This is a genomic window from Brevundimonas naejangsanensis, from assembly GCF_000635915.2.
Classification (GTDB): Bacteria; Pseudomonadota; Alphaproteobacteria; order Caulobacterales; family Caulobacteraceae; genus Brevundimonas; species Brevundimonas sanguinis.
Window position 1 is genome coordinate 417501 of sequence record NZ_CP015614.1, and the last position, 22138, is coordinate 439638.

The following is a 22138-nucleotide window of genomic DNA, read 5'->3' on the forward strand; positions in this document are numbered from 1 at the left end:
ACGCGTAACTTCGGAATAAGCGTGACTCACCCTGGGCAACCAGGGCTGAGTGGCACAAGCCAGGGGGTAGCGACTGTTTAGCAAAAACATAGGGCTCTGCGAAGCATCAATGCGACGTATAGGGTCTGACGCCTGCCCGGTGCCTGAAGGTTAAAGGGAGGAGTGAAAGCTCCGAACTGAAGCCCAGGTAAACGGCGGCCGTAACTATAACGGTCCTAAGGTAGCGAAATTCCTTGTCGGGTAAGTTCCGACCTGCACGAATGGCGTAACGACTTCCCCACTGTCTCCAGCACAGGCTCAGTGAAATTGAATTCCCCGTGAAGATGCGGGGTTCCCGCGGTCAGACGGAAAGACCCTATGAACCTTTACTATAGCTTCGCCTTGGCGTTAGCGACCGTATGTGTAGGATAGGTGGGAGGCTATGAAACCGGGGCGCCAGCTCTGGTGGAGCCATCCTTGAAATACCACCCTTACTGTCGTTGACGTCTAACCGAGGGCCGTTATCCGGTCCCGGGACATGGCGTGGTGGGTAGTTTGACTGGGGCGGTCGCCTCCCAAAGTGTAACGGAGGCGCGCGATGGTTAGCTCAGACCGGTCGGAAATCGGTCGTCGAGTGCAATGGCATAAGCTAGCCTGACTGCGAGACTGACAAGTCGAGCAGAGACGAAAGTCGGCCATAGTGATCCGGTGGTCCCGCGTGGAAGGGCCATCGCTCAACGGATAAAAGGTACTCTAGGGATAACAGGCTGATTTTGCCCAAGAGTCCATATCGACGGCAAAGTTTGGCACCTCGATGTCGGCTCATCACATCCTGGGGCTGGAGCAGGTCCCAAGGGTACGGCTGTTCGCCGTTTAAAGTGGTACGTGAGCTGGGTTCAGAACGTCGTGAGACAGTTTGGTCCCTATCTGCCGTGGGTGTTCGAAGCTTGAGAGGATCTGTCCCTAGTACGAGAGGACCGGGATGGACATACCTCTGGTGGACCTGTCGTGGCGCCAGCCGCGCAGCAGGGTAGCTAAGTATGGAATAGATAACCGCTGAAAGCATCTAAGCGGGAAACTAACCTCAAAACAAGGCTTCGCTGAGGATCGTGGAAGACTACCACGTTGATAGGCCAGGTGTGGAAGCGCGGTGACGTGTGAAGCTTACTGGTACTAATAATCCGATCGGCTTGATCGTTTCTCAGCAAAACTCATTCGATTTTTACGTGTCGAAAACAAAAAACGATATCTTCTCATTTCATTCGTGTGTGTCGGGTTGACCTGGTGGCTCTGTCGGAGGTTCCCCACCCGATCCCATTCCGAACTCGGTCGTTAAGCCCTCCAGAGCCGATGGTACTTCGTCTTAAGGCGCGGGAGAGTAGGTCGCCGCCGGGTCTACCCGACACACATGAATGATATCTCGAACCTTCTTCCTTTACACACCGCCTTGCCGCGGGATGGAGCAGCCCGGTAGCTCGTCAGGCTCATAACCTGAAGGTCGCAGGTTCAAATCCTGCTCCCGCACCCAAATACAGTAGTACAATCGTCGTCCTGGTTTCACCAGGGCGGCGATTTGTCCTTTTACGGTCAGCCCATACTGGCCCCATTCCGGCAGCGGCGTCACCACCACCGTCTCGATCAGCCGGCGCACCAAATCCCGGGCCTCAGCGGCTACTGGCAATCCATTCGGCAGAACTTCGTCAACGAGCTAGAAGACGCCAGCCAAGCTGGGCCGTCTCGCGCTATTCGTCGAGCTGGTGAACCACCAGCGCCGCGAGGTTCGAGACTCGAAGTCGGTCCAAGACGCCGAGAGCTTCGCGTTCCTGCAATCAAGTGGGGCGCAAAATTATACCGCCCCAAGAGTCGATACACTTCGCGACACGATCCTTGCCGAGGCCAGTCTCAAGGCGGACTGGCTCAAGTCGGCTCTCGTCGGGCCCTACCGATCCAACTTATTCGCGGACTCCGCGATCCTATCGCTCATCGGGGGTCCTAGCTTCGACAGCGAAGCCTGACCATAGCGTTCGGCTCAGGCTTAGACGAAGCGTCTCCCGCTCGGCTTGAAAGAGATTGGCAGTAAGTGCCGATGCCCTCTAGCGTGGCGTCGGGCTAGGGTCGCGTCTGGAAGTCTGCTTTGCGCGTAGGACTCAATGTCCGCTCGTGGCGCTTTGCGGACTGCCGAAGGGCTGAACCTGACTCAACGCGGTCTTTGGCGACGTCCGCTTTTGGGCAGGGTTCGGCCAGATACCGAGTGCGCAGGTCTGAATCATGGCGGATATCCTGTCCCGCCCGCCGGACGCCCCCCTCGGTTTTTGTCTGTTACCTTGATCGCTCCGCCTCATGCCTTTGGCGACGCGAACCTAGCGAAACAGGAATGCTTCTCCCAGACTACGAAAGGTTATCGGCTGTCTTCTTAGGATTGAAGTTCGCCCCAGCGAAAGGATGCTCCGGATGGATAACTATTTGATCTTCCACATGTGGCGCGGGGTGCGCGAGGGGTTGATCGAACGCCACGCGTTTTTTGTCAACGAGGCCAGGATGCGACTGCTGGCTCAGTTCACCGAGGAGTCGATGAAGGCTGACGCCGACCGGCACGCAGAGACCTGGCTTGCCGAAAGAGCGCAAAACTTCAATCCGGAGCGTGATGATCCGGGCTCGAACTACGAGGCCGCCCATGACGCGGGCGTCGGCTTCTACCTCAGCCTTGAGGATCTAAGGTCGGTAACCCAGCTTAGCATAGTCGCTGGTATGTATCACGAGTGGGAGAAACAGCTTCGGGACTGGCTGGTCCGTGAGCTCATGCGGATTGCGCGCGGAGAACATCTTCGGAAAGCAGTGTGGATGGCTACGGTCGATCAGATTTTCGAATTCCTGGAATCCTGGCAATGGCCGGTGAAGACGCGGGCCTATTACCGGGATTTGCGGCTCTGCCATCTGGTGGTCAATGTCTACAAGCACGGGGGCGGGACGTCGCTCACGGAACTGCGCAAACTGGCTCCTGAGATGCTTGGTCAGCGAGCTGACCAACCCCTCTATCTGACCTCTGTCCTCGACCACACCCATCTGACGCTGGACGACCAGAATATCGATCGGTTCTCCGAAGCGATCCTCGCCTTTTGGCACGATCTGCCGGAAACCGTTAGCGATGGGCAGATCACAAATCCGCCTAAGTGGTTGCTAGCGGCGCTTGGTAAGGATGCGAACGGCAGAAGCTTGCTGACGAGCGCCTCGGGGTGAGGGCGGCGGCGATCGTATTGCAACGGTCGCCATTTGAGAGGCGCGTGAATAGACTCTCGATGAGGGTGTGAGGACGCAGGTTTCGAGGTCTACACGCCCGGGGGCACTGGTATGTTCGAGCGTGCGAAACCGCGGACGAGATTGAAAAACGTCTGGCCGAAGGCGAGCGCAACGAATGGCTCGGTGTCGGACGATGCGATCCCGATCGTGCGAGATGGCGACATGCATCAGATGCGGTTGGCTTGGAACCTCGACTGGATCATGCTCCATCACGGCGAGATCGCCTATTGGATGGCCGCGCAGTACAAGGCGCAACCGTTCTCCGGTGAGGCGCGTGTCATTCTCGATGGCGGGCGGTCGCCGGGGCCGGGCACCGGCTTCTTTTCCGCTGTCGCTGTCAGGCCGCTGTCGCCAGGCGCTTGTAGGCACCGTCACAGGCCGTCTCATCAAGGTCACGGCCGTGAAGGGGGGGCGGACGGGAGCAGCAGTCAATAATCGTAGATGTCGTCGGAGGGGCCGTGCACCCCGACCTCGTCGTCGAGAATTCGGGCCTCCACCACCTGGCCGCTTGATCGGTCCAGATCGACAAGAACCTGGATCCGGACTTCTTCGTCGATCTCTGTCGCGGCCGATCGTGCGCCGTACCAGACGCCGTCCTCTCGATCGTATCGCGCGTCGTCTCGATCCTCAAACTGGATTTCAACCCTAGCGATAGCCATAACGCTGAGGATGAGGGTGATGCGGTTCTGGCTCAGGCCGACGACCGACCAGTCGTCGATGACTTCCACCGAAACCAGGGCACCCTCGTAGGCTTCGCCCTCTGGCAGGTCGCCTGAATAGATGAAGACGACTGCCTTCATCTCCTCGGTCAAGGCGTCGAGGAAGGAGTTGTCGAATCCCGGCAGGTTCAACGCACACCAGAAGAAGTGGCTCAATACCTGCGAGACTTCATCGAGGGCACTGGAGGCGAGTGGGATTGGGATGACTTCGCAAGCGTCACGATCAAGGATCAGGCTCTTGAAAGCATCCGCCATCGGGCTACTCGAGCTGAACCATTGAAGGCTGACATCGAGCAGCTTAGGAAACTATTGGCAGAAGCTGAAACGCTATGCGCTAAGCCTTCTAATGTCCGCTAAGGGTCGTGAAGAGAAGTTCGCCTAAGGGTGGAAAGCGGACTTCGCATTCCAGCGATTTTGCATCATCTTCGCAGAAATGGACCGGTCTCTTCGATGGCGAGCGTTTGTCCGACGGCATGATGTCGTCATGGATGTGGCTATCTGGAACGCAAGCGGCCTCACCTCTCTTCTGTGGGCATGTCTTCTCCCTTGGTCGCTTCTCGCTCGCCTTGGGCTGGGGACCATCGGAATTTTGGCAATAATGGTCGGCTGCAATATAGCTCGTATGCATCGGGCGCGTTGTCGGCGTATCCGATTGGCGGGTCATTCGCCACGCGCGTGGAGCGGCGCCGCTGGGAAACTCCACCCAAAGCATTGAGCCCCCAACGGGTCGCGAAGTGAAGTGCGCTTGAGGGTGGTTAGCGGACATCCGGAGCGATATGATGTCGGGTGACGGGAGACTGCCATGGTCCGCGCGCTTTCGATCATCGGCTTCTGGGCCTTGGCTGCGTGCTCGGGGTCGGGAAGTGATACCCAGTCGACCTGCAATCTGCCCACCACGAATGAATGGCTACGAGATAACCATCAAACCGATAGGATCGGTTGGAAGGACATAGACCCCTCGTTTGTGCAAACGGTTTCCAATGACATCCCGGCTGCAACTGCGCTGCTCGCGACCGAAGGCGCTGTTGGGCTAACTACCGAACAGGTGCGATGGTTCGCTGGCGAGCCCGCGCGGCCTCTTGGCTCTGAGACGGCACCCTACCTAATTCGTGCAGTGTATCCGACAGCGCACCCCAGCATTAGTGTCGGCTGGCATCGTAATGATCTCTATGTCTTCGCCGGTGGGCTGGGGTGCGCTCGATACGTCCAGCACCCAATCATCGTCTATCTAGATCGACCGCCAGCGTCCGTATTTGTGTCTGCGTCCGCCGCGCTTTGATTTCTTCGTGGGCGAGTTCCGCAATGGGTCGAAAGCTGACTTTGACGTTCGCCAGCGCTGAATGTCAGGTCTCGGGCGACGAGCCAATGTCTGCTGCTGGCGCATTGCTGACCGTTCCTAGGTGGTCGTCATGGGTGCCGAGATTCAGCGCCTTCGGGCTATGCAGGAATGTCCATTGTGCTGCTGATGCTATGGTGAGCGTTGCGAGCTCCCGCAGCCAAATACAAAAACCCCCGAAGCTCATGCTCCGGGGGTTTTTGCTGATCCATGCCCTCTCTAGACCAGACAGATTCGAACACAGGGCAGCGCCGCAGGGCTATTCCGCAGGCTGTCCCTGAAAAAGTTCGAACTGCGGTGAAGCCTGTCAGGGTGCAGCCGACCCCGGCCCGGCCTTATCTCGTCGTGGCCCGCTTGCTTAAGCAGGCCGCAGTCCGTCCTGTTGCTCACCCCACGCGGCCAGGCGTAACTAATCTAAGGACGGGCGCCGCTGAATGGAAACTCAGAGGCAAGTCGCTAGCAGATCAAATTCGGCACGGAGCGTGATTCCCTCTTCGTCAGCCAATGCGGCGTAGCGGAGGGCTGCTATGTCGTTCGCGGCGGGGGTGCTTGAGCGAATGAAGCCTAGGATTTTTGCGTAGCTGGACAGGCCGCGGTCGAAGGTCTCGCCATAGCCCTTGATGAGATTCTGGCATCGCGCGATTTCGAGAGCGACATCCGGTTGCGACGGCGCCCGAGCCTCGATTTCCGCGAGCCATTCCTCTACGCGCTGCTGCTCCTCCTGGTAGCGCAGGGAACTGCGACGCAACGGACGCATGGCGGCCAGCAGGCTTAGCATCAGGAACCAGCGCAGCCGCGTCGTCTCCACATGGCGGCCCTTGGTGAAGAAGCGTCCCAGCAGCTTTTCGGCGGCGGTGCTGTGCAGGAGGCGCCGCCCGATCGGGGCGGGCAGGGTTTCACAGATCTCGCGCAGACGGGGGTGCATGAACTCGGTGACGCTGAGGAGTTGGTCGTTCTTGACGCGTACTTCGCCGCGCACGCGAGCCGCGCGGGAGGCGCGCGTCTTGAGGTCGGCCACCCGGATGGTGTCGTCATAGGCCATCCAAAGCGCCAGGGCGGCGGCCGTCTCTGTGGTCAGGGCGTGCGGCGGCTGGTCCAGCGCCGCGATCCGCTCCAGCCGTTCCAGATAGAGGGCGGCGTAGGCCTGGTCCTGATAGTCCATCAGGCGCTGAACCCCCAGCAGGGCGTTCCTGTGCGCGACGGCGGGCAGTCGGGCGCGAATCCGCGCCGCCAGGGCCTGGCCGAAGGGCGTGGTCGGTTCAGGCGTCGGAACCGCTGGCTCGTCGGGCGCCGCGACCGGCTGACGGGCGGCGTCGAACCCCTCGGCGAAGCCCTTCAGGTTGCTGTCGACCGCGACGCCGCTGGCGCGGATGGCCTCCTCGAAGGCTTCGCGCGGGAAGGGCAGGGCGCCGCTGCCCGCCAAGGCGCCGAACATGATCGAGCTGATGACGCTGCCGGAGCGAGCGGAGGCGGCGTCCATGTCGAAGCCGACGAAGCGGCGCGCCCGCTTGGCGGCGGCTTCGAGAATCTTGCTGCTGTCGGCGCGTCCGTCGCCCATCGCCGACTTCTCGGAGATGGCGTAGATGCGATGGGTCGAGCCGATCAGCGTCGTGCGTTCGGCGCTGACGAAGCCGCGCACCATCGCGCGCCCGACCTCCATCAGCTCGGAGGCGATGACCACGTCGACGTCGCCGGGGGTCGGCATTTGCGCCAGGACAGGGGCGCGCCCGTCGGCGGGCATGGGCGCCAGTTCGACATAGTACACGGTCGAGCCCGTGCGCTGGGCCACGCCGGGGACCGAGGTGCCCTGGGCCAGTCGCCCCTGGCTGCGGGCGACGCTTTGAATCCAGTCGGCCAGCACGCCGCCGCCCTGTCCTCCGAGCGCCAGAATGGCGATGCAGAGACGATCTCTTTGCTGTGTCATGGTCTCAGAAAGCTCGTGCCGCCAGGCGGCGCTCGGCGCCGCGCTGGAGAGTCGTGATGATGCGTTGGCGCAGTTCGTTGACGAAGCGCTCCCAGCGTCCCGGGTTGGTCACCACCCGCGCCCGATAGAAGCTGGGGCACAGGATTGCGGCATGGCTGACCTCGCCGCACAGGCCGCAGCCGACGCAGGAGTTGTCGACATGGGCCACCGGGTCGCGCCGCAGCGGATCGGGATTGGGTTTGATCGACAGGGAGGGGCAGCCGGACAGCCGGATGCAGCTGTGATCGCCGGTGCAGGTGTCGGGGTCCACGCCGAAGCGGTCCTGAGAGACGCGCCGTCCCGCCTGGGCGGCCTTGCGCAGCAGGGGTTTCTCGCGCCGCTGCTTGTTCAGCATGCATTCGGACTGGGCGATGATGACCTTCGGGCCCTTTTCCGGGCTGGTCAGCGCCTCCTTCAGCGCGCCCTTCATGCGTTTCAGGTCGTAGGTGCGGTCGATGGAGCGCACCCATTCCACGCCGACGCCGCGCGCCGCCTTCTCGATCGGGTTGCGGGTGCTGCGCGCCTTGTTGTCGGCGCGCGAGGACAGCACGTCCTGGCCGCCGGTCGCGGCCGAATAGCCGTTGTCGACGACCAGGGTGACGGTGTCGTTCTTGTTGAACACGGCGTTGCCGACGCCTGAGGTCAGGCCGTTATGCCAGAAGCCTCCATCGCCCATGATGGCGATCGCGCGCTTGTCCTTCGGCTTGAAGGCCGAAGCCCCGGCGGCGCCCAGGCCGTAGCCCATCGTCGTATTGCCGATGTTGAACGGCGGCAGGATGGAGAACAGGTGGCAGCCGATGTCCGCCGACACGTGCGACGGGCCCAACTCGCGCTCGACCATCTTCATGGCGGTGAAGATCGGGCGCTCCGGACAGCCCGTGCAGAAGCCGGCGGGCCGGGCAGGGACCTCGGCGGCCAGACTTGTGACCGCCGCAGGCGCCGGGGCGGCGGAAACCGGTGCGGGCGCTGGAGCGTGTTTCGGGCTCCATTCCTCCAGGAAGCTCTTCAGCCCCTTCTGGATGACGTGGGCGGCGTATTCGCCCGCGCGCGGCAGAGGGCCCTTGCCGACGATGCGGGTCTCAAGACCTGCGCGCCGGATCAGGGTGTTCAGCTCATGCTCGATGAACTCGGGCTGGCCTTCCTCGATGATCAGCACCGCCTTCTTGCCGCGACAGAAATCCGTCACCTCTTCGGGGATCAGCGGATAGGTGACGTTGAGGCAGTAGATCGGCAGAGCGCTGTCGCCGAAGGCGTCGGCCAGGCCCAGCAGCTCCATCGCCCGGTTCAGGTTGTTGTAGAGGCCGCCCTGGACGATCAGGCCGACGTCGCCCTCGTTCGGGCCGAAGGTCTCGTTGAGTTTGTTGTCGCGCACGAAGGCGATGCCGGCGGGCCAGCGCTTTTCGACCTTCTCGACCTCATGCAGGAAGTTGGCGGGCGGCAGGACGATCCGCTCCACATCGCGCACGGGCGCGGCCGCCGCCTGGGCCACGGTCAGGGGCGGGCGGCGGTTGTCGCGGGCGACGAAGCTTCCGGTCATGTGGCAGGAGCGCACGCGCAGCTCCAGCATGACGGGCGTGTGCGAGGCCTCGGAAAGCTCGAAGCCCTTTTCGACCATGTCGACGATGCTGGTCAGATTGGGGCGCGGGTCGAGCAGCCACATCTGCGACTTCATGGCGAAGGCGTGGGTGCGCTCCTGCATGATGGAGGACCCTTCGCCATAGTCCTCGCCGACGATGATCATGGCGCCGCCCGTCACCCCGCCCGAGGCGACGTTGGACAGGGCGTCGGAGGCGACGTTCGTGCCCACGACCGACTTCCAGGCCACGGCGCCGCGCAGCGGATAGTTGACGGAGGCGGCCAGCATGGCCGCCGCCGTGGCTTCCGAGGCGCTGGCCTCGAAATGAACGTCAAGGCTTTCAAGCAGGTCGTTCGCATCGGCGAAGACGTCCATCAGGTGACTGATGGGCGAGCCCTGATAACCGCCGACATAGGCGACCCCGGATTGCAGCAGCGCCTTGGTCACGGCGAGGATGCCCTCGCCGTGAAAGACGTCGCCTTCACCGGCGGTCAGCTTGCGGACTTCCGACTTGAAGGAACGCTCGGCCATCTTGGATCAGCCCGCGACCAGAGCCAGAACGCGCAGAGGGCTGCCCGATCCATCACGGATCTTCAGCGGCGGCGCGATCACAACGGCGCCCGTAGGCGGCAGGGCGTCCAGGTTCTGTAGGCACTGCAGACCATAGCGGCCGGCCCCGTGGAAAAGGGCGTGGGCGGGGTAGGGCGGCTCCAGCAGGTGAGCCTGACCAGCGTCCGTGCCGATGGTTTCGACGCCGAAGCCCAGAGCGTCGCGCTCTTCGACCAGCAGGCGGACGGCGGCGGCCGACGGTCCGGGGGTGTGGGCGCCGTCTTCGCGGCGGTTCACATAGGCCTCTGGGTCACGCTTGGACCAGTCCGTGCGGAACAGGACCCAGCTGCGCGGCGGGATGCGGCCGTGAACGGCTTCCCACGCCTCGATGTGAGCGGGCTCCAGCAGGAAGTCGGGATCGGCGGCGGCCTCGGCGGAACAGTCGATGACGACGGCGGGGGCGATCAGGTCGGACGGCGGCACCACGTCCACGGTGCCGGCCGGCTGGTCCTTGCCGGTGACCCAGTGGGCGGGCGCGTCGAAATGGGTGCCCGTGTGCTCGCCGACGGTGAAATTGCTCCAGTACCAGGCGACGCCGCGCTCGTCGTAGCGGGATATTTCCTGGCGGCTGAACGGCGCGCATTGGCCGAACGGCGGCGGCAGCACCAGCGTCGGCGTGTCTTCCGACAGGGTTTGCGTCAGGTCGACGACCTTGACATCACCGCTGGCGATGCCTGCCGCGATTTGCGACAGAGCTTGTGCAGATACGGACATTCGTCCCTCCCCTTTTCTTTTTCCTCAGGATCAAGCCTTGCCGAAGAAACTTGCATCTGCAACTAATTTCTTGAGCGTCGACGCTGATCCGGCGTGGGCCCTGTGCGGGCAGGGACGGCGCCGTGGTTGAGCAAACGCGCCGGACAGGCGACCCCGGTTCGGAAGAGTTCCGTCTGGAGCGCTACCCTTTTTACCAGGTGAACAGGGTGCTTAGCCGCTACAACCTGATCATCGAGCGCGAACTGCGAAAGATCGACGTCGACATCCCGACATGGCGGGTGCTGATGATCCTGGGCGAGCAGGCGCCGCGTTCGATCGGTCAGATTTCGCGGGCGGGCGTGGTCAATCTGTCGACGATGATGCGGATCGTGGAGCGGATGACCAACGCCGGGCTGGTTTCGCGCAATACCAGCGCGGCGGACGCACGGGTGATCGACGTCAGTCTGACGCAGGCGGGCCGCGAGCGGTTGGCGCAGGCCCGGGTCCTGATGGCGCCCGTCTATCGTCAGGCGCTGGCGGGATTCTCCGAGCGGGATGCTGAGCGGCTGCTGACGCTGCTTGGACGACTGAACGCCAACCTGGAAGTCATGACGGACTAAGACGCTTCCGCGCGATCCGGCGCCGTGTCGGCGACGGAGATGAACCGCTTGCCTGCCGTCTTCATTTATTTTAGACCTAAAGCAACTGGAGGCGTCTCATGCGTGTTGCTTGTCTTGGCGGCGGTCCCGCCGGCATCTATTTCGCCATCTCGATGAAGCTTCGGAACCCGGAGCACGACATCCATGTCTTCGAGCGCAACCGGAGCGGAGACACCTTCGGCTGGGGCGTCGTCTTTTCGGACCAGACGCTGACCAATCTGACAGCGAACGACCCGGTCAGCGCGGATCGGATCCGGGATAGCTTTGCGCACTGGGACGACATCGCCGTGGCGCTGGATGGCCGCACGGAGGTGTCTTCCGGCCACGGTTTCATCGGCATAGGGCGCAAGCGGCTGTTGCAGATTCTGCAGGCTCGGGCGGCCGAGCTGGGCGTCGTTATGCATTTCGAGACCGAATTCGGCGATGACCTGGCGTCTTACGCCGACTTCGATCTGATCGTCGCCGCCGACGGGGTGAACAGCCGCATCCGCACCCGCTACGCCGACCGTTTCGATGTCGACATCCAGACGCGCCGGAACAAGTTCACCTGGCTGGGCACGCAGAAGCTGTTCGACGCCTTCGCCTTCATCTTCGAGAAGACCCCGGCGGGCTGGATCTGGGCTCACGCCTATCGGTTCGACGAAACCCATTCGACCTTCATCGTCGAATGCTCGCCTGAGACCTGGGCGGGATTGGGCTTCGAGGACATGAGCCAGGAAGAGACGCTGGCGGCGTGCGAACGGATCTTCGCGCGCCATCTGGACGGCCATCCGCTGCTGAGCAATTCGGCGCATCTGCGCGGCTCAGCGTCGTGGATCAACTTCCGCCGGGTGCTGTGCGGCCAGTGGTCTTTCGACAATGTGGTGCTGCTCGGCGACGCCGCGCACACGGCGCACTTCTCGATCGGATCGGGCACAAAGTTGGCCCTGGAGGATGCGATCAAGCTGGCCGAGGTGCTGGACCGGCCGGGCCTCGATAACCGACAGGCGCTGACGCAGGCGCTGAAGGACTATCGCGACGAGCGCCAGGTCGAGGTGCTGAAGATCCAGAACAGCGCGCGCAACTCGACCGAATGGTTCGAGAATATCGACCGCTATGCGGATTTCGACGCCGAGCAGTTCGCCTACGCCCTGCTGACCCGCAGCCAGAGGGTCAGCCACGAGAACCTGCGTGTGCGCGACGGCCGCTGGCTGGGCCGGATCGAGGACTGGTTCGCCGTTAAGGCGGGGGCAGGGGCGGGGACGCCGCCGATGTTCGCCCCCCTGCGCCTGCGCGAGGCGCAACTGTCCAACCGGATCGTCGTGGCTCCGATGCAGACCTATCAGGCCGATGCTCAGGGGCGGGCGACGGACTTCCACCTAGCCCACTATGGCGCGCGAGGGCTGGGCGGCGCGGGTCTGCTCATGACCGAAATGCTGGCCGTGTCCCCTGAGGGGCGGGTCACGCCGGGCTGCGCCGGTCTCTATGACGACGATCAGATTGCGGGCTGGGCGCGCATCAACGCCCTGATCCATGCGGGGGGAGAAACCCTCGTCGGCGCCCAGATCGGCCATGCGGGTCCGCGCGGAGCGTGCGCCGCGCCGCAGGGCGGCCGCCCGGCGACGACGCCTCTGGATCAGCCCTGGCCGCTTGTGGCGGCCTCGGATCGGCCCTGGGCCGAGGGCGGCCTCGTGCCCGCCGCACTGGACGAAGCCGGCATGAGCGCGGTTCGCGACGCCTTCGTCGCCGCGGCGCGCCGGGCGGAGACGGCGGGTTTCGACGTGCTCGAGATTCAGGCCGGGCACGGGACCCTGCTGTCCAGCTTCATCACTCCCCTGATGAACCATCGCCAGGACGCCTACGGCGGCGATCTGGACGGGCGGCTTCGCTTCCCGCTGTCGGTGGTGGAAGCGGTGCGCGCCGTCTGGCCTGAGGCCAAGCCGTTGCTGGTGCGGATATCGGCCGAGGACTGGATGGGGGAGGCCGGTCTGGCGCCGGATGAGGCGGTCGAGATCGCCCGGCGGCTGGCTGCGGCCGGGGCGGACCTGATCGACGTCTCGTCCGGCGAGACGCATCCAGACGCACGTCCTGTCACCGGGCGGATGTACCAGACGCCCCTGTCCGACCGCATCCGCAATGAGGCAGGCGTTCGCACCCTAGCGGTCGGCGCCATCACCGAGGCGGATCAGGCCAACGCCATCCTGGCGGCCGGGCGGGCGGACCTTGTCGCCCTGGGGCGCCCGCACCTTCTGGACCCGGCCTGGACTCTCAAGGCGGCGGCCGCCGCGGGCCGCCGCGAGCATCCGACGCCCAGCGTCTATCGCGCCGGTTTCGACCAGCTTGCGCGACAGGCCCGAAGCGCCGCAGATGGCGTGAGAGCCTGACCGGGGCGGCCGGGCGGTTCGCAGAGGAGTGGCGCGCCATGCGCGAGAAGCATGACGGCGGCGCGGGGCCGATCGACGTTCGGGCGTGGCTGCGGATGCTGAGCTGCACCATGACGATCGAAAAGAGCCTGCGGCGCGGCTTCGCAGAGCAATACGACACCACCCTGCCGCGTTTCGACGTCATGGCGGCGCTGGACCGTCATCCGCAGGGGCGGACGATGGGACAGCTGTCGCGCGCGCTTCTGGTGTCCAACGGCAACGTCACGGCCATCGTGCGCCAGCTTCAGGATGCAGGTCAGGTCGTGGTCAGTCCCGACCCCGAAGATCGCCGATCGTCCATCGTGCGGTTGAGCGCGGCCGGGCAGGCCCGCTTCAATGTACTGGCGAAGGCGCACCATGCGTGGATCCATCAGGCGCTGTCCGACGTGGCGCCCGATGATTTGGAACAGCTTCACGCCCTGTTGGCCAAGGTCAAGGCGTCGATCGGAGAGAACCTTCACACATGAGCTTCACGACGCGGAGCAAGGTGCGTTTCGCACACGTCGATGCGGCGGGCATCGTCTTCTACCCCCGCTATTTCGAGATGCTGAACGGGGCGGTCGAGGACTGGTTCGCCGAAGGCCTGGGCGTTGATTTCGCCGAACTGCACCTGACGCGCGGCCTGGGCGTGCCCACGGTCAGCCTGGACAGCCGGTTTGCGGCGCCCAGCCGCCTCGGCGACGAACTGGACATCACCATCGAGGTGAAATCGGTCGGCCGATCCAGCTGCGCCGTGGCCTATACGGTGGCCTGCGGCGACGAGGTGCGGATGACGGCGCAGGGCGTGCTGGTCTGCATGATCCTGGCTGAAGGGCGCTCGGCGCCCTGGCCGGATGACGTTCGCGACGGTCTGGCGAAGACCTGAGCCTCGCCCTGTTCCTGAAATGAAAAGCCCGCCCCGGCGCTGCGCCGGGGCGGGCTTTTGTCGTCAGGCGGCGACGACGGGGTGGCGCAGCTTGCCGATGCCGACGACCTCGGCCTCGACCGTATCGCCGGGCCACATCCATTCCTGCGGATCCATGCCGGCGCCGACGCCTGCAGGCGTGCCGGTGGCGATGATGTCGCCGGGCTCCAGGGTGATGCCCTTGCTGATGTCGGCGATCAGTTCATCGACCTTGAACAGCATATAGGCGGTGTTGCTGCTCTGCTTCTGGACGCCGTTCAGCGACAGGGTCAGGTCCAGCGTCTGCGGGTCGGGAATCTCGTCCGCCGTGACGATGCAGGGCCCCATCGGGGCGAAGCTGTCCTGGCCCTTGGAGTAGATCCACTGGCCGGCGCGGCGGCAGTCGCGGGCGCTGACGTCGATCAGCACCGTATAGCCGAACACGTGCTTGAGCGCGTCCTCGCGGCTGACGCCCTTGGCGGTCGAGCCGATCACCGCCGCCAGTTCGACTTCCCAGTCCAGCTGCTGGGTGATGGCGGCGTTGTGGACGATGGGGTCGCCCGGTCCGACCACGGTCGTCGGCGGCTTGGAGAAGATCACCGGCTCGCGCGGCAGGTCGGCCGACGTGTCCAGCGTCTTGGCCGATTCCGCGACGTGTTCCGTATAGTTCAGGCCGATGCCGAAGATGTTCTTGCGCGGGCGCGGAATGGGGGCCAGCAGTTTGGCGTTCGACAGAGGCGTGGCGACGCCGACCGGATACAGGCCCTTGGCCTCAGCCATCAGGGCCGACGCCGCCGACACCGCCTGAGGGCCCAGGTCGATGAAGGCCAGCATGGTCGACGGCAGGGCGACGCCGCGCGCCTGACCCAGTTTTTCAAGGTCGACGACCAGGTCGCCGTCGATGGCGCCCAGCCGGGCCTCGGCCTCGACGCTGGCGCGATAGGTAACAAGACGCATGGGTTTTAAGTCCTATTCGGAGAGGATGGGTTGGTGGCCGTCGTTCTCGGCCAGGGCTTCTTCGCGATAGAGGCCCAGGGCGCGCATGACCGGCAGGTCGTGGAAGGCGAACAGGCAGGCGTCCTCGGTGTCCGAGGCGTTGGCGTGCTCGTGATACATCCAGGCCGGGACGACGAAGATGTCCCGCTCGCGCCAGTCGAACCGGCGGCCGTTGATGATGGAATAGCCCTGCCCCTTGGCGCACTGATAGACGAAGCTGCCGGTCTGGCGGTGGGCCTTCGTCCGTTCGCCGGGGCGCAACATCTGCATCGAGGCGCCGATGGTCTGCATGACCGGCCCGCCCGTGTTCGGGTTGACGTAGTCCATATGGACGCCGTCGTAGGGGCTGCCGTCGGTGACGGCGGCGAAGCGTTGCAGGGTTTCGTAGGTCGGCCCCCACTCATACTTCAGCAGCGGCGAATAGGGCTTGTTCCAGGGCGTCGACGCCGGGCGCAGGGCCGCGCCCGCCCACGTCGCCGTGCTGTCGTCGACAGGGAAGGAGACCGCCTGGTTCAGGTCCGGGTGGACCTCGTAGAAGTTGGCCTCCAGCGCATTCATCATCGGGATGTCGAGGCCGTCCTGCCAGATGCAGATCTCGCCGTCCTCGGCCACGCCGTGCTCGTGCCAGGTCCCGTTGGGCGTCAGAACGAAGTCGTTCGGCCCCAGCGTCATCTTGTGCCCGTCGACGTTGGTGAAGGCGCCGCGCCCTTCCATGATGAAGCGCAGGGCCGAGGCGCTGTGGCGGTGACTGGAGGCGCATTCGCCGGGCTTCATCACCTGCAGGCCGGAATAGAGCCAGCCCACGGCCGCGACCACGTCGGCCCGCCCCTTGTTCTCCAGATAGACGACGCGACGCCCCGCCTGTTCCGGCGTGACCAGATCCAGGGCCTTCAGCACGTGGTCGCGCAGGTCGGCGTAGCGCCACAGCATGGGGACGGAGGTCGAGACCGGCTCCCAGGGCTCGATCTTGTTGGCCACCGTCCACAGGGCGCCGGTCCCCAGTTCCGAGAGGCGGCGATAGTAGTCCACCAGTTCGGGGGTGTCGGCGACGTTGGCGCGGCCGATGACGTCCTCGCGGTATTGGTCGAAACGGTTCGTCATGACCCCTCTCCTCCACTAATATTATAGACCTAAAATATCTTCCAATTGCTGTCAAACGCAACTAATCTGCGCTGAGGTTTCAGGGATGAAGAGGGGGCCGTGATGTCTCAGTCCTACAAGGCGGCCGTGGTGCAGGCGGCGTCGATTCCGGGCGATCCTGGGGCGTCGGCGACCAAGGCGGCGGACCTGATCCGTCAGGCCGCCGGCGAGGGGGCGCGGCTGATCGTCTTTCCCGAGGCCTTCCTGGGCGGCTATCCGAAAGGCGCCTCGTTCGGCACGCCCGTCGGGATGCGCAAGCCGTCGGGCCGCGAGGATTTTCGCCGCTACTACGAAGGCGCCATTGATCTCGACGGACCCGAGGTGGCGACCCTGGCCCAGGCGACGTCCGAGACCGGCGCCTTTTTGGTGATGGGCGTCATCGAGCGCGGCGGGGCGACGCTTTACTGCACAGTCCTGTTCTTCGACGGCGAGCGCGGCCTGATCGCCAAACACCGCAAGCTGATGCCGACGGGCGCCGAGCGGCTGATCTGGGGCTTCGGCGACGGCTCGACCATGCCGGTGATCGACACCTCGCTGGGCCGGATCGGGGCCGTCATCTGCTGGGAGAACTACATGCCCATGCTGCGCATGGCGATGTACGATCAGGGCATCGGCCTCTATTGCGCGCCGACGGCGGACGACCGCGACGGCTGGGCCGCCTCCATGCGCCATATCGCGCTGGAAGGCCGCTGCTTCGTGCTGTCCGCCTGCCAGCATATCCGGCGCGAGGCCTATCCGGCGGACTATGACTGCGCCCTCGGCGACGCGCCCGACACGGTGCTAATGCGCGGCGGCAGCATGATCGTCGCCCCTCTGGGCGAGGTGCTGGCTGGGCCCGACTATTCCGGCGAGACGATCCTCTATGCCGATATCGACCTGTCCGAGATCGCGCGCGCCAAATACGACTTCGACGTCGCGGGCCACTATGCGCGCCCCGACGTTTTCCAATTGAGCGTCAACACGGCGCCGCAGCGTCCGGTGCGCCGCATCGGGTCGGAGGACGACCTTGCTGTTTGACCTGTCGCAGCTGGAAGCGGGCGATCGCTACAAGCTGATGGCGTCGTCCATCACGCCCAGGCCGATCGCCTGGGTGACGACCCTGTCGCCGGACGGGGCGCGCAACGCCGCCCCCTACAGCTTCTTCAACATGATGGCGGCCGATCCGCCGCTGATCGCCCTTGGTCTGATGCGCAAGCCGAACGGTGATCGCAAGGACACCTGCGCCAACATCGTCGCGACAGGCGAATTCGTCGTCAATCTGGTGTCCGAGGACGATCTGGACGCCATGAACTGGACCTGCGCCGAGGCCCCGGCAGGCTATGACGAACTGGCCGCCGCCGGGGTGGCGACGGCGCCGTGCGCCGTGATCAGGCCGCCGCGCATCGCCTCGGCGCCCGTCAGCTTCGAATGTCGGGTCGTCGAGAGGCTGGACTTTGCGCCCGCGGCCACGGTGGTGATCGGACAGGTCTTGGCCCTGCACATGGACGACCGCTTCGTCGATCCCAAGCGTCTGCATGTCGATACGCCCGCCATGCAGCTGATGGCGCGCATGCATGGCGCCGGTTGGTACACCCGTTCGACTGACCGGATTCAGCGCGACCGTCCCAGTTTCGCGGATCTGCGCCGCAAGGCGACGGGTTGCGACGTAACCGCCTGATCTTTGATCTTCGTTGCCATGAGCGCAACAGACTGTATCAGCGAACCGCATTGTCACGCTTATCGCATTTCCTGACAGTGCGAGGCTCCGGCGCGCCCGGACTAGAGGGGATTTCACATGTACTCGCTTCGTCTTCCACGTTTCGCGTCTCTGATGGCGGCGGCATCGGCTGCGGCCCTGGCCGTTTTCGGCGCGCAGGCCGCCTTGGCTCAGGCGCAGCCGGACGGAGAGGTCACGGCTCTGGTGGGCGGCTCGGTGGTTTCGGTCGAGGACGGGCGGATCATTCCCGACGCGGTGGTCGTGGTCGAGGGCCAGCGCATCGTCCGGGTCGGTCCGCGCAGCGAGGTCCAGCCGCCGGTCGGCGCCCGCATCATCTCGACGGAGGGCCGTTGGCTGGCTCCGGGGCTGATGAATATGCACGTTCACTTCGGCCTGAAGCTGCCGGGGGCGGCGGGGGCCGAACTCCAGAATGAAACGGACGCCCAGCAGGTCCTGCGCATGGCGCACAACGCCGAGCGTTCGCTGCGCGCAGGCGTGACCAGCGTGCGCCTGGTGTCCGAACTGCATGGCAACGACTTCGCCCTGAAACGCGCCATCCAGCGCGGCGAAGCGATCGGCCCGCGCATCGAGACGGCGGGCGAGCTGATCGTGCCGACCGGCGGTCACGGTTTCCTCGAAGTCGACGGCCCCTACGCCTTCGCCCGCGCCGCGCGCGAACAGATCAAACAAGGCGCCTCCTGGATCAAGATCGCCATTTCGGGCGGCATTTCCGACACCCACGGCGACATCGCCGCCGCGCCGATGACCGATGAAGAGCTCTCTGTCCTGATCGACGTGGCCCATCGCAACGGCGTGCGCGTCACCGCGCACAACGGCTCGCCCCAGGCGGCCATGCAGGCGCTGGAATACGGCATCGACGCCTTCGAGCACGGCTATCACCTGACCGAGCCGGTGCTGCGCCGCATGGCCAAGGACGAGGCCTGGCTGATCCCGACCATCGTCGTCAGCCAGCCCGGCGCGCGCGCCTTCTACCAGCGGATCGGTTCGCCGGACTGGTATCTGGCGCGGGTCGACAGCGTGGGCAAGGATCACTGGGCCGTGCTGCAGCAGGCGATCCGTCTGGGCGTGCCGATCGCGCTGGGAACGGATCAGTTTCCGTTCGAGGACAATGAAGGCACGACCGCCACGGTGCGCGAAGCCGAGCTCTATGTCGATGCGGGCATGACGCCGCTTCAGGCGCTTCAGGCCGCCACCATCCAGCCCGCGCGCATGATGCGCCGCGACACCGATATCGGCAGCATCACGGTCGGCAAATACGCTGACATCGTCATCCTGGACGGCGACCCCACCAAGGACATCGGCGCCCTGCGCTCGCTTAGCTTCGTCATGAAGGGCGGAGCGGTCGTGCGCGATGACCACGGCCTGTCCGGCCAGGCGCGCTGAGCCTGCCGCGGAAATCTTGACCATGTCTCAGTACGCTTCGTTCCGCGCGATGCACCGGCGGTATGTTCACCGCTGGCTGCTCGTCATCCCCTTCATCTGGCAGATCGGCCTGACGCCGCTGGTCAATACGGCGTCGGTGCGGGTCTTCTCTCTGCCCCTGCCGATGGCGTGGCAGATGGCGGGCATCCTGGTCGCCACCGCCGTGATCGGCTTCGTCTTCTGGCGCGACGAGCGCATCGAGAAGGAACTGGGTCTGACCGATGATCGGGACGCGGAGGGTCTGTCGTGACCCTGGTTCTGACCTTCGGCATCGTGCTGGCGACCATGATCGGCGCCATGCTCTACGGACATCAGAAGTCCAAGGCCAAGACGGTGAGCGAATGGGCGGTCGGCGGCCGTAGCTTCGGCACCCTGATCTTCTGGTTCCTGAACGCGGGCGAGATCTACACGACCTTCGCCGTCTTGGGCATTTCGGGCTACGCCTGGGCCTATGGGGCGCCCGCCTATCTGGCCTTCACCTCCGTCTCCCTGGCGGCGACTCTGGGCTATTGGTTGATGCCGCGCATCTGGCAGGCGGGGCGTCAGGGCGGTTTCATCACCCAGGCGGACTTCTTCGCCGCCCGCTATAAGGCGACCTGGCTGGGGTGCCTGGTCGGTCTGGCGGGGATCGCCGCCATCGTCGTCTATGTGCAGATCCAGATCACGGCCCTGAGCCTGATCCTGCGCCTGACGCTGGGGACCGAGGTGTCGGGGACGGCGGCGGCGATCATCGCCGCAGGCATCATGCTGGCCTTCGTCTATGTGGCGGGGCTGCGCTCGGCCGCCTTTGCAGCCGGGGTCAAGGACGTGCTGATGATCGTTCTGGTCGTCGGCCTGAGCGCCACCGTCGCGGGCAAGGTCGGGGCCTCGTCCATTCTGGACGTGTTCGCGCGGGTTCAGGACCAGCATCCCGGCATCGGCGTCTTTCCGGGCATGGTCCCCGAAGCGGGCCTGACGGTGACCTGGATGATGACGGCGGCCCTGAACGTCGCCCTGGGCACCTGGATCTTCCCGCACATGTTCCAGCTCTGCTACGCGGCCGGCAGCCGTAAGGCCATCCGCCGCAATGCCGTGCTGCAGCCGATCTATTCCCTGTCTTTCTTCTTCATCATCCTGCTGGGCTTCGGCGCTCTGCTGGCCGGGGTTTCTCCGCCGGGCGGAGACGTCAACGCCGCCCTGCTGCAGTTCGTGTCAGACGCCTATCCGGCGTGGATGATCGGCCTGCTGGCCGGGACCGCCTGTCTGCTGGCGCTGGTGCCGGGTTCGGTGCTGCTGCTGACGGCGGGATCGATCTTCAGCCGCAACGTGGTCATGCCGCTCAAGCCGGACCTGAGCGACAGGGCCAGTCTGCTGGTGTCGCGGCTGTCGATGGTGGGCTTCGCGGCGGTGGCCGTGTGGCTGACGATCGGCGCGACCTCTTCCCTGGTCGAGATCGGCCTGGCCGCCTATGCCGCCATCGGCATGTTGGCACCTGGCGTCTTCCTGGCCTTCCTGTGGCCGCGCGCCAATGCGATCGGCGTGGCGGCGGGCATCGGCGCGGGCTATGCGGCCCTGCTGCTGCCGTCCGCCCAGTCCCTGTGGGCGGCGCTGCTGCCCGGGTGGGACAAGGGGCTGGTGGCCATGGGCGTCAACGCCATTGTCGCGATCATCGTCGTGCTGCTGACGACGCGTGGCCGCCCTGAGGAAGGCGGGCGTTAAGCCCGCCTCCAGTTCGCGTCAGTCGCGCCCTGTCTCGGTCTCGTTCCAGCCCTTGATGCGGGTTTCGAACGCGGCCAGCAGGCGGGCGGGCGCGCCGTCCAGCTGACGGCCCAGTCGGTGGATCAGGCTGATGGTCGTGTCTTCGAGGTTGGCCTCGTTGAGCGGGCGGACCACCAGGGTTCCTTCTTCCAGTTCGCTCGTCACCGCGATGCGCGGCAGCACGGTAACCATCCGGCCCGCCCGCGCCGCCTCGCGCATCACATACAGGGAGGTTGTGGTCAGGGCGGGCTCCAGCCACACCTGCTCACGCCGCTCGGCCTCGCGCAGGATCTGGCGGATTCTCAGGCCGATGTCCGGCAGGCACAGGTCGAAAGCGCTCAGCTGGGGCAGGGACACGCTTTTCAGCCGCGCGGCCGGGTGATCGGGGGCGCACACCACCATCAAGGGCTGGGCCGCCACGGCGCGCACGCGGATCTTGGGCTCGGCGCAGTCGTTGAAGATCAGGCCGAAGTGGGCGTTGTCGTCGAGAACCGCCCGGACGATTTCCGTCGTCGACTGCACCGACACGGACGCGGCGATGCCGGGGTGCTGGCCCTGGAATTCCTCAAGGACCTTGGAGAAGAAGCCGCCCAGAAAGCCCTCGCCGACAGCGATGCTGACCTTGCCCGCTTTCATCTGCCGATGCTCGTGAAGCCTGTTCATGAAGGCTTCTTCGTTGGCGACGCAGCCTTGATAGTATTCGTAGGCCAACTGGCCCGCCTCGGTCATGCGGATTGAGCGCCGTCCACGTTCGATCAGGGCCACGCCCATGTCGCGTTCCAGTTGTGCGATCTGACGACTGATGGAGGAGACGGCGACGCCGATCTTGTCGCTGGCCAGCCGCATCGAGCCCAGCCGCGCGGCCTCGTGAAAGTAATAAAGCGCGTTTCCCTGCATGGCGTCCTCCTAGGACGCAGAGGCTAGCGCGTGTTGCGTGAAACGCAATGATATTGATCATTTGTCCCGTATTGTGAGACCAAACGAAATGCTCGAGACAGGGCCATTCTGTC

Annotated in this window: 18 protein-coding genes, 1 tRNA gene and 2 rRNA genes (1 of these 21 running past the window's edge); 14 read left to right on the forward strand and 7 right to left on the reverse strand. The window is 64.7% G+C overall.

What is annotated here, in order from left to right; translation table 11 throughout:
* The 5 genes from DA69_RS02000 to DA69_RS02020 form a co-directional block, all read left to right on the forward strand.
* Positions 1-1177: ribosomal RNA gene (locus tag DA69_RS02000) — 23S ribosomal RNA — on the forward strand (it extends 1604 nt beyond the left edge of the window).
* A gap of 82 nt (positions 1178-1259) precedes the next feature.
* Positions 1260-1374: ribosomal RNA gene (gene rrf / locus DA69_RS02005) — 5S ribosomal RNA — on the forward strand.
* 56 nt (positions 1375-1430) lie between these two features.
* Positions 1431-1507: transfer RNA gene (locus DA69_RS02010), tRNA-Met, on the forward strand.
* Between the two features lie 923 nt (positions 1508-2430).
* Complete coding sequence (locus tag DA69_RS02015) at positions 2431-3216, forward strand: hypothetical protein (RefSeq protein ID WP_025977716.1); 786 nt, start codon at positions 2431-2433, stop codon at positions 3214-3216.
* A 111-nt stretch (positions 3217-3327) separates the two neighbouring features.
* On the forward strand, positions 3328-3711 hold the full coding sequence (locus DA69_RS02020) for a hypothetical protein (RefSeq protein WP_167349625.1): 384 nt from the start codon (positions 3328-3330) through the stop codon (positions 3709-3711).
* Here the strand turns inward: DA69_RS02020 and DA69_RS02025 are convergent.
* The 4 genes from DA69_RS02025 to DA69_RS02040 all read right to left on the reverse strand — a co-directional run bounded on the left by DA69_RS02025 (position 3705) and on the right by DA69_RS02040 (position 10193).
* On the reverse strand, positions 3705-4250 hold the full coding sequence (locus DA69_RS02025; protein WP_025977714.1) for a hypothetical protein: 546 nt from the start codon (positions 4248-4250) through the stop codon (positions 3705-3707). The two genes, DA69_RS02020 and DA69_RS02025, sit on opposite strands and share 7 nt — an antisense overlap.
* 1523 nt (positions 4251-5773) lie before the next feature.
* Entirely contained in the window at positions 5774-7255 is a 1482-nt protein-coding gene (locus DA69_RS02030) for an indolepyruvate oxidoreductase subunit beta family protein (RefSeq protein ID WP_025977713.1), read from the reverse strand.
* Between the two features lie 4 nt (positions 7256-7259).
* On the reverse strand, positions 7260-9401 hold the full coding sequence (locus DA69_RS02035; RefSeq protein WP_025977712.1) for an indolepyruvate ferredoxin oxidoreductase subunit alpha: 2142 nt from the start codon (positions 9399-9401) through the stop codon (positions 7260-7262).
* Positions 9402-9407: 6 nt separating this feature from the next.
* A complete protein-coding gene (locus DA69_RS02040) occupies positions 9408-10193 on the reverse strand; it encodes a cyclase family protein (protein ID WP_025977711.1) in 786 nt (261 codons plus the stop codon).
* Between the two features lie 122 nt (positions 10194-10315).
* Here DA69_RS02040 and DA69_RS02045 point away from each other — a divergent pair, with 122 nt between their 5' ends.
* From DA69_RS02045 to DA69_RS02060, 4 genes are all read left to right on the forward strand, one after another.
* Positions 10316-10792 carry a MarR family winged helix-turn-helix transcriptional regulator gene (locus DA69_RS02045; protein ID WP_025977710.1) on the forward strand — a complete coding sequence of 159 codons (477 nt, stop codon included), beginning with the start codon at positions 10316-10318 and terminating at the stop codon, positions 10790-10792.
* Between the two features lie 98 nt (positions 10793-10890).
* Entirely contained in the window at positions 10891-13194 is a 2304-nt protein-coding gene (locus tag DA69_RS02050) for a bifunctional salicylyl-CoA 5-hydroxylase/oxidoreductase (RefSeq protein WP_025977709.1), read from the forward strand.
* A gap of 38 nt (positions 13195-13232) precedes the next feature.
* Complete coding sequence (locus DA69_RS02055) at positions 13233-13700, forward strand: MarR family winged helix-turn-helix transcriptional regulator (protein WP_025977708.1); 468 nt, start codon at positions 13233-13235, stop codon at positions 13698-13700.
* Entirely contained in the window at positions 13697-14098 is a 402-nt protein-coding gene (locus DA69_RS02060; RefSeq protein WP_025977707.1) for an acyl-CoA thioesterase, read from the forward strand. Before DA69_RS02055 ends, DA69_RS02060 begins: the two co-directional genes overlap by 4 nt.
* 63 nt (positions 14099-14161) lie before the next feature.
* Here the strand turns inward: DA69_RS02060 and DA69_RS02065 are convergent, their stop codons facing one another.
* On the reverse strand, positions 14162-15073 hold the full coding sequence (locus DA69_RS02065; RefSeq protein ID WP_025977706.1) for a fumarylacetoacetate hydrolase family protein: 912 nt from the start codon (positions 15071-15073) through the stop codon (positions 14162-14164).
* A gap of 12 nt (positions 15074-15085) precedes the next feature.
* Positions 15086-16213, reverse strand: a complete 1128-nt coding sequence (locus DA69_RS02070) for a cupin domain-containing protein (RefSeq protein ID WP_025977705.1) — start codon at positions 16211-16213, stop codon at positions 15086-15088.
* Positions 16214-16315: 102 nt separating this feature from the next.
* On the opposite strand from DA69_RS02070, the gene DA69_RS02075 reads away from it, so the two are divergent.
* The 5 genes from DA69_RS02075 to DA69_RS02095 all read left to right on the forward strand — a co-directional run bounded on the left by DA69_RS02075 (position 16316) and on the right by DA69_RS02095 (position 21089).
* On the forward strand, positions 16316-17269 hold the full coding sequence (locus DA69_RS02075; protein WP_025977704.1) for a carbon-nitrogen hydrolase family protein: 954 nt from the start codon (positions 16316-16318) through the stop codon (positions 17267-17269).
* Complete coding sequence (locus DA69_RS02080; protein WP_025977703.1) at positions 17259-17909, forward strand: flavin reductase family protein; 651 nt, start codon at positions 17259-17261, stop codon at positions 17907-17909. Before DA69_RS02075 ends, DA69_RS02080 begins: the two co-directional genes overlap by 11 nt.
* A gap of 153 nt (positions 17910-18062) precedes the next feature.
* Positions 18063-19352 (forward strand): amidohydrolase family protein, encoded by a 1290-nt coding sequence (locus DA69_RS02085; RefSeq protein ID WP_025977702.1) that lies wholly within the window; start codon positions 18063-18065, stop codon positions 19350-19352.
* A gap of 22 nt (positions 19353-19374) precedes the next feature.
* On the forward strand, positions 19375-19641 hold the full coding sequence (locus tag DA69_RS02090; RefSeq protein WP_201105631.1) for a DUF3311 domain-containing protein: 267 nt from the start codon (positions 19375-19377) through the stop codon (positions 19639-19641).
* Positions 19638-21089, forward strand: a complete 1452-nt coding sequence (locus DA69_RS02095) for a sodium:solute symporter family protein (RefSeq protein ID WP_025977700.1) — start codon at positions 19638-19640, stop codon at positions 21087-21089. The genes DA69_RS02090 and DA69_RS02095 overlap by 4 nt, the downstream gene beginning before the upstream one ends.
* Positions 21090-21107: 18 nt before the next feature.
* Here the strand turns inward: DA69_RS02095 and DA69_RS02100 are convergent, their stop codons facing one another.
* Positions 21108-22025, reverse strand: coding sequence for a LysR family transcriptional regulator (locus tag DA69_RS02100; protein ID WP_025977699.1), 918 nt, complete (start codon positions 22023-22025; stop codon positions 21108-21110).
* Positions 22026-22138: the final 113 nt, after the last annotated feature.

Coding starts and splice junctions, on each gene's coding strand:
- DA69_RS02070 (WP_025977705.1), bottom strand. CDS start 16,213: ATGACGAACCGTTTCGACCAATACCGCGAGGACGTCATCGGCCGCGCC.
- DA69_RS02015 (WP_025977716.1), top strand. CDS start 2,431: ATGGATAACTATTTGATCTTCCACATGTGGCGCGGGGTGCGCGAGGGG.
- DA69_RS02085 (WP_025977702.1), top strand. CDS start 18,063: ATGGCGGCGGCATCGGCTGCGGCCCTGGCCGTTTTCGGCGCGCAGGCC.
- DA69_RS02040 (WP_025977711.1), bottom strand. CDS start 10,193: ATGTCCGTATCTGCACAAGCTCTGTCGCAAATCGCGGCAGGCATCGCC.
- DA69_RS02065 (WP_025977706.1), bottom strand. CDS start 15,073: ATGCGTCTTGTTACCTATCGCGCCAGCGTCGAGGCCGAGGCCCGGCTG.
- DA69_RS02060 (WP_025977707.1), top strand. CDS start 13,697: ATGAGCTTCACGACGCGGAGCAAGGTGCGTTTCGCACACGTCGATGCG.
- DA69_RS02090 (WP_201105631.1), top strand. CDS start 19,375: ATGTCTCAGTACGCTTCGTTCCGCGCGATGCACCGGCGGTATGTTCAC.
- DA69_RS02050 (WP_025977709.1), top strand. CDS start 10,891: ATGCGTGTTGCTTGTCTTGGCGGCGGTCCCGCCGGCATCTATTTCGCC.
- DA69_RS02030 (WP_025977713.1), bottom strand. CDS start 7,255: ATGACACAGCAAAGAGATCGTCTCTGCATCGCCATTCTGGCGCTCGGA.
- DA69_RS02025 (WP_025977714.1), bottom strand. CDS start 4,250: ATGGCGGATGCTTTCAAGAGCCTGATCCTTGATCGTGACGCTTGCGAA.
- DA69_RS02075 (WP_025977704.1), top strand. CDS start 16,316: ATGTCTCAGTCCTACAAGGCGGCCGTGGTGCAGGCGGCGTCGATTCCG.
- DA69_RS02100 (WP_025977699.1), bottom strand. CDS start 22,025: ATGCAGGGAAACGCGCTTTATTACTTTCACGAGGCCGCGCGGCTGGGC.
- DA69_RS02055 (WP_025977708.1), top strand. CDS start 13,233: ATGCGCGAGAAGCATGACGGCGGCGCGGGGCCGATCGACGTTCGGGCG.
- DA69_RS02020 (WP_167349625.1), top strand. CDS start 3,328: ATGTTCGAGCGTGCGAAACCGCGGACGAGATTGAAAAACGTCTGGCCG.
- DA69_RS02035 (WP_025977712.1), bottom strand. CDS start 9,401: ATGGCCGAGCGTTCCTTCAAGTCGGAAGTCCGCAAGCTGACCGCCGGT.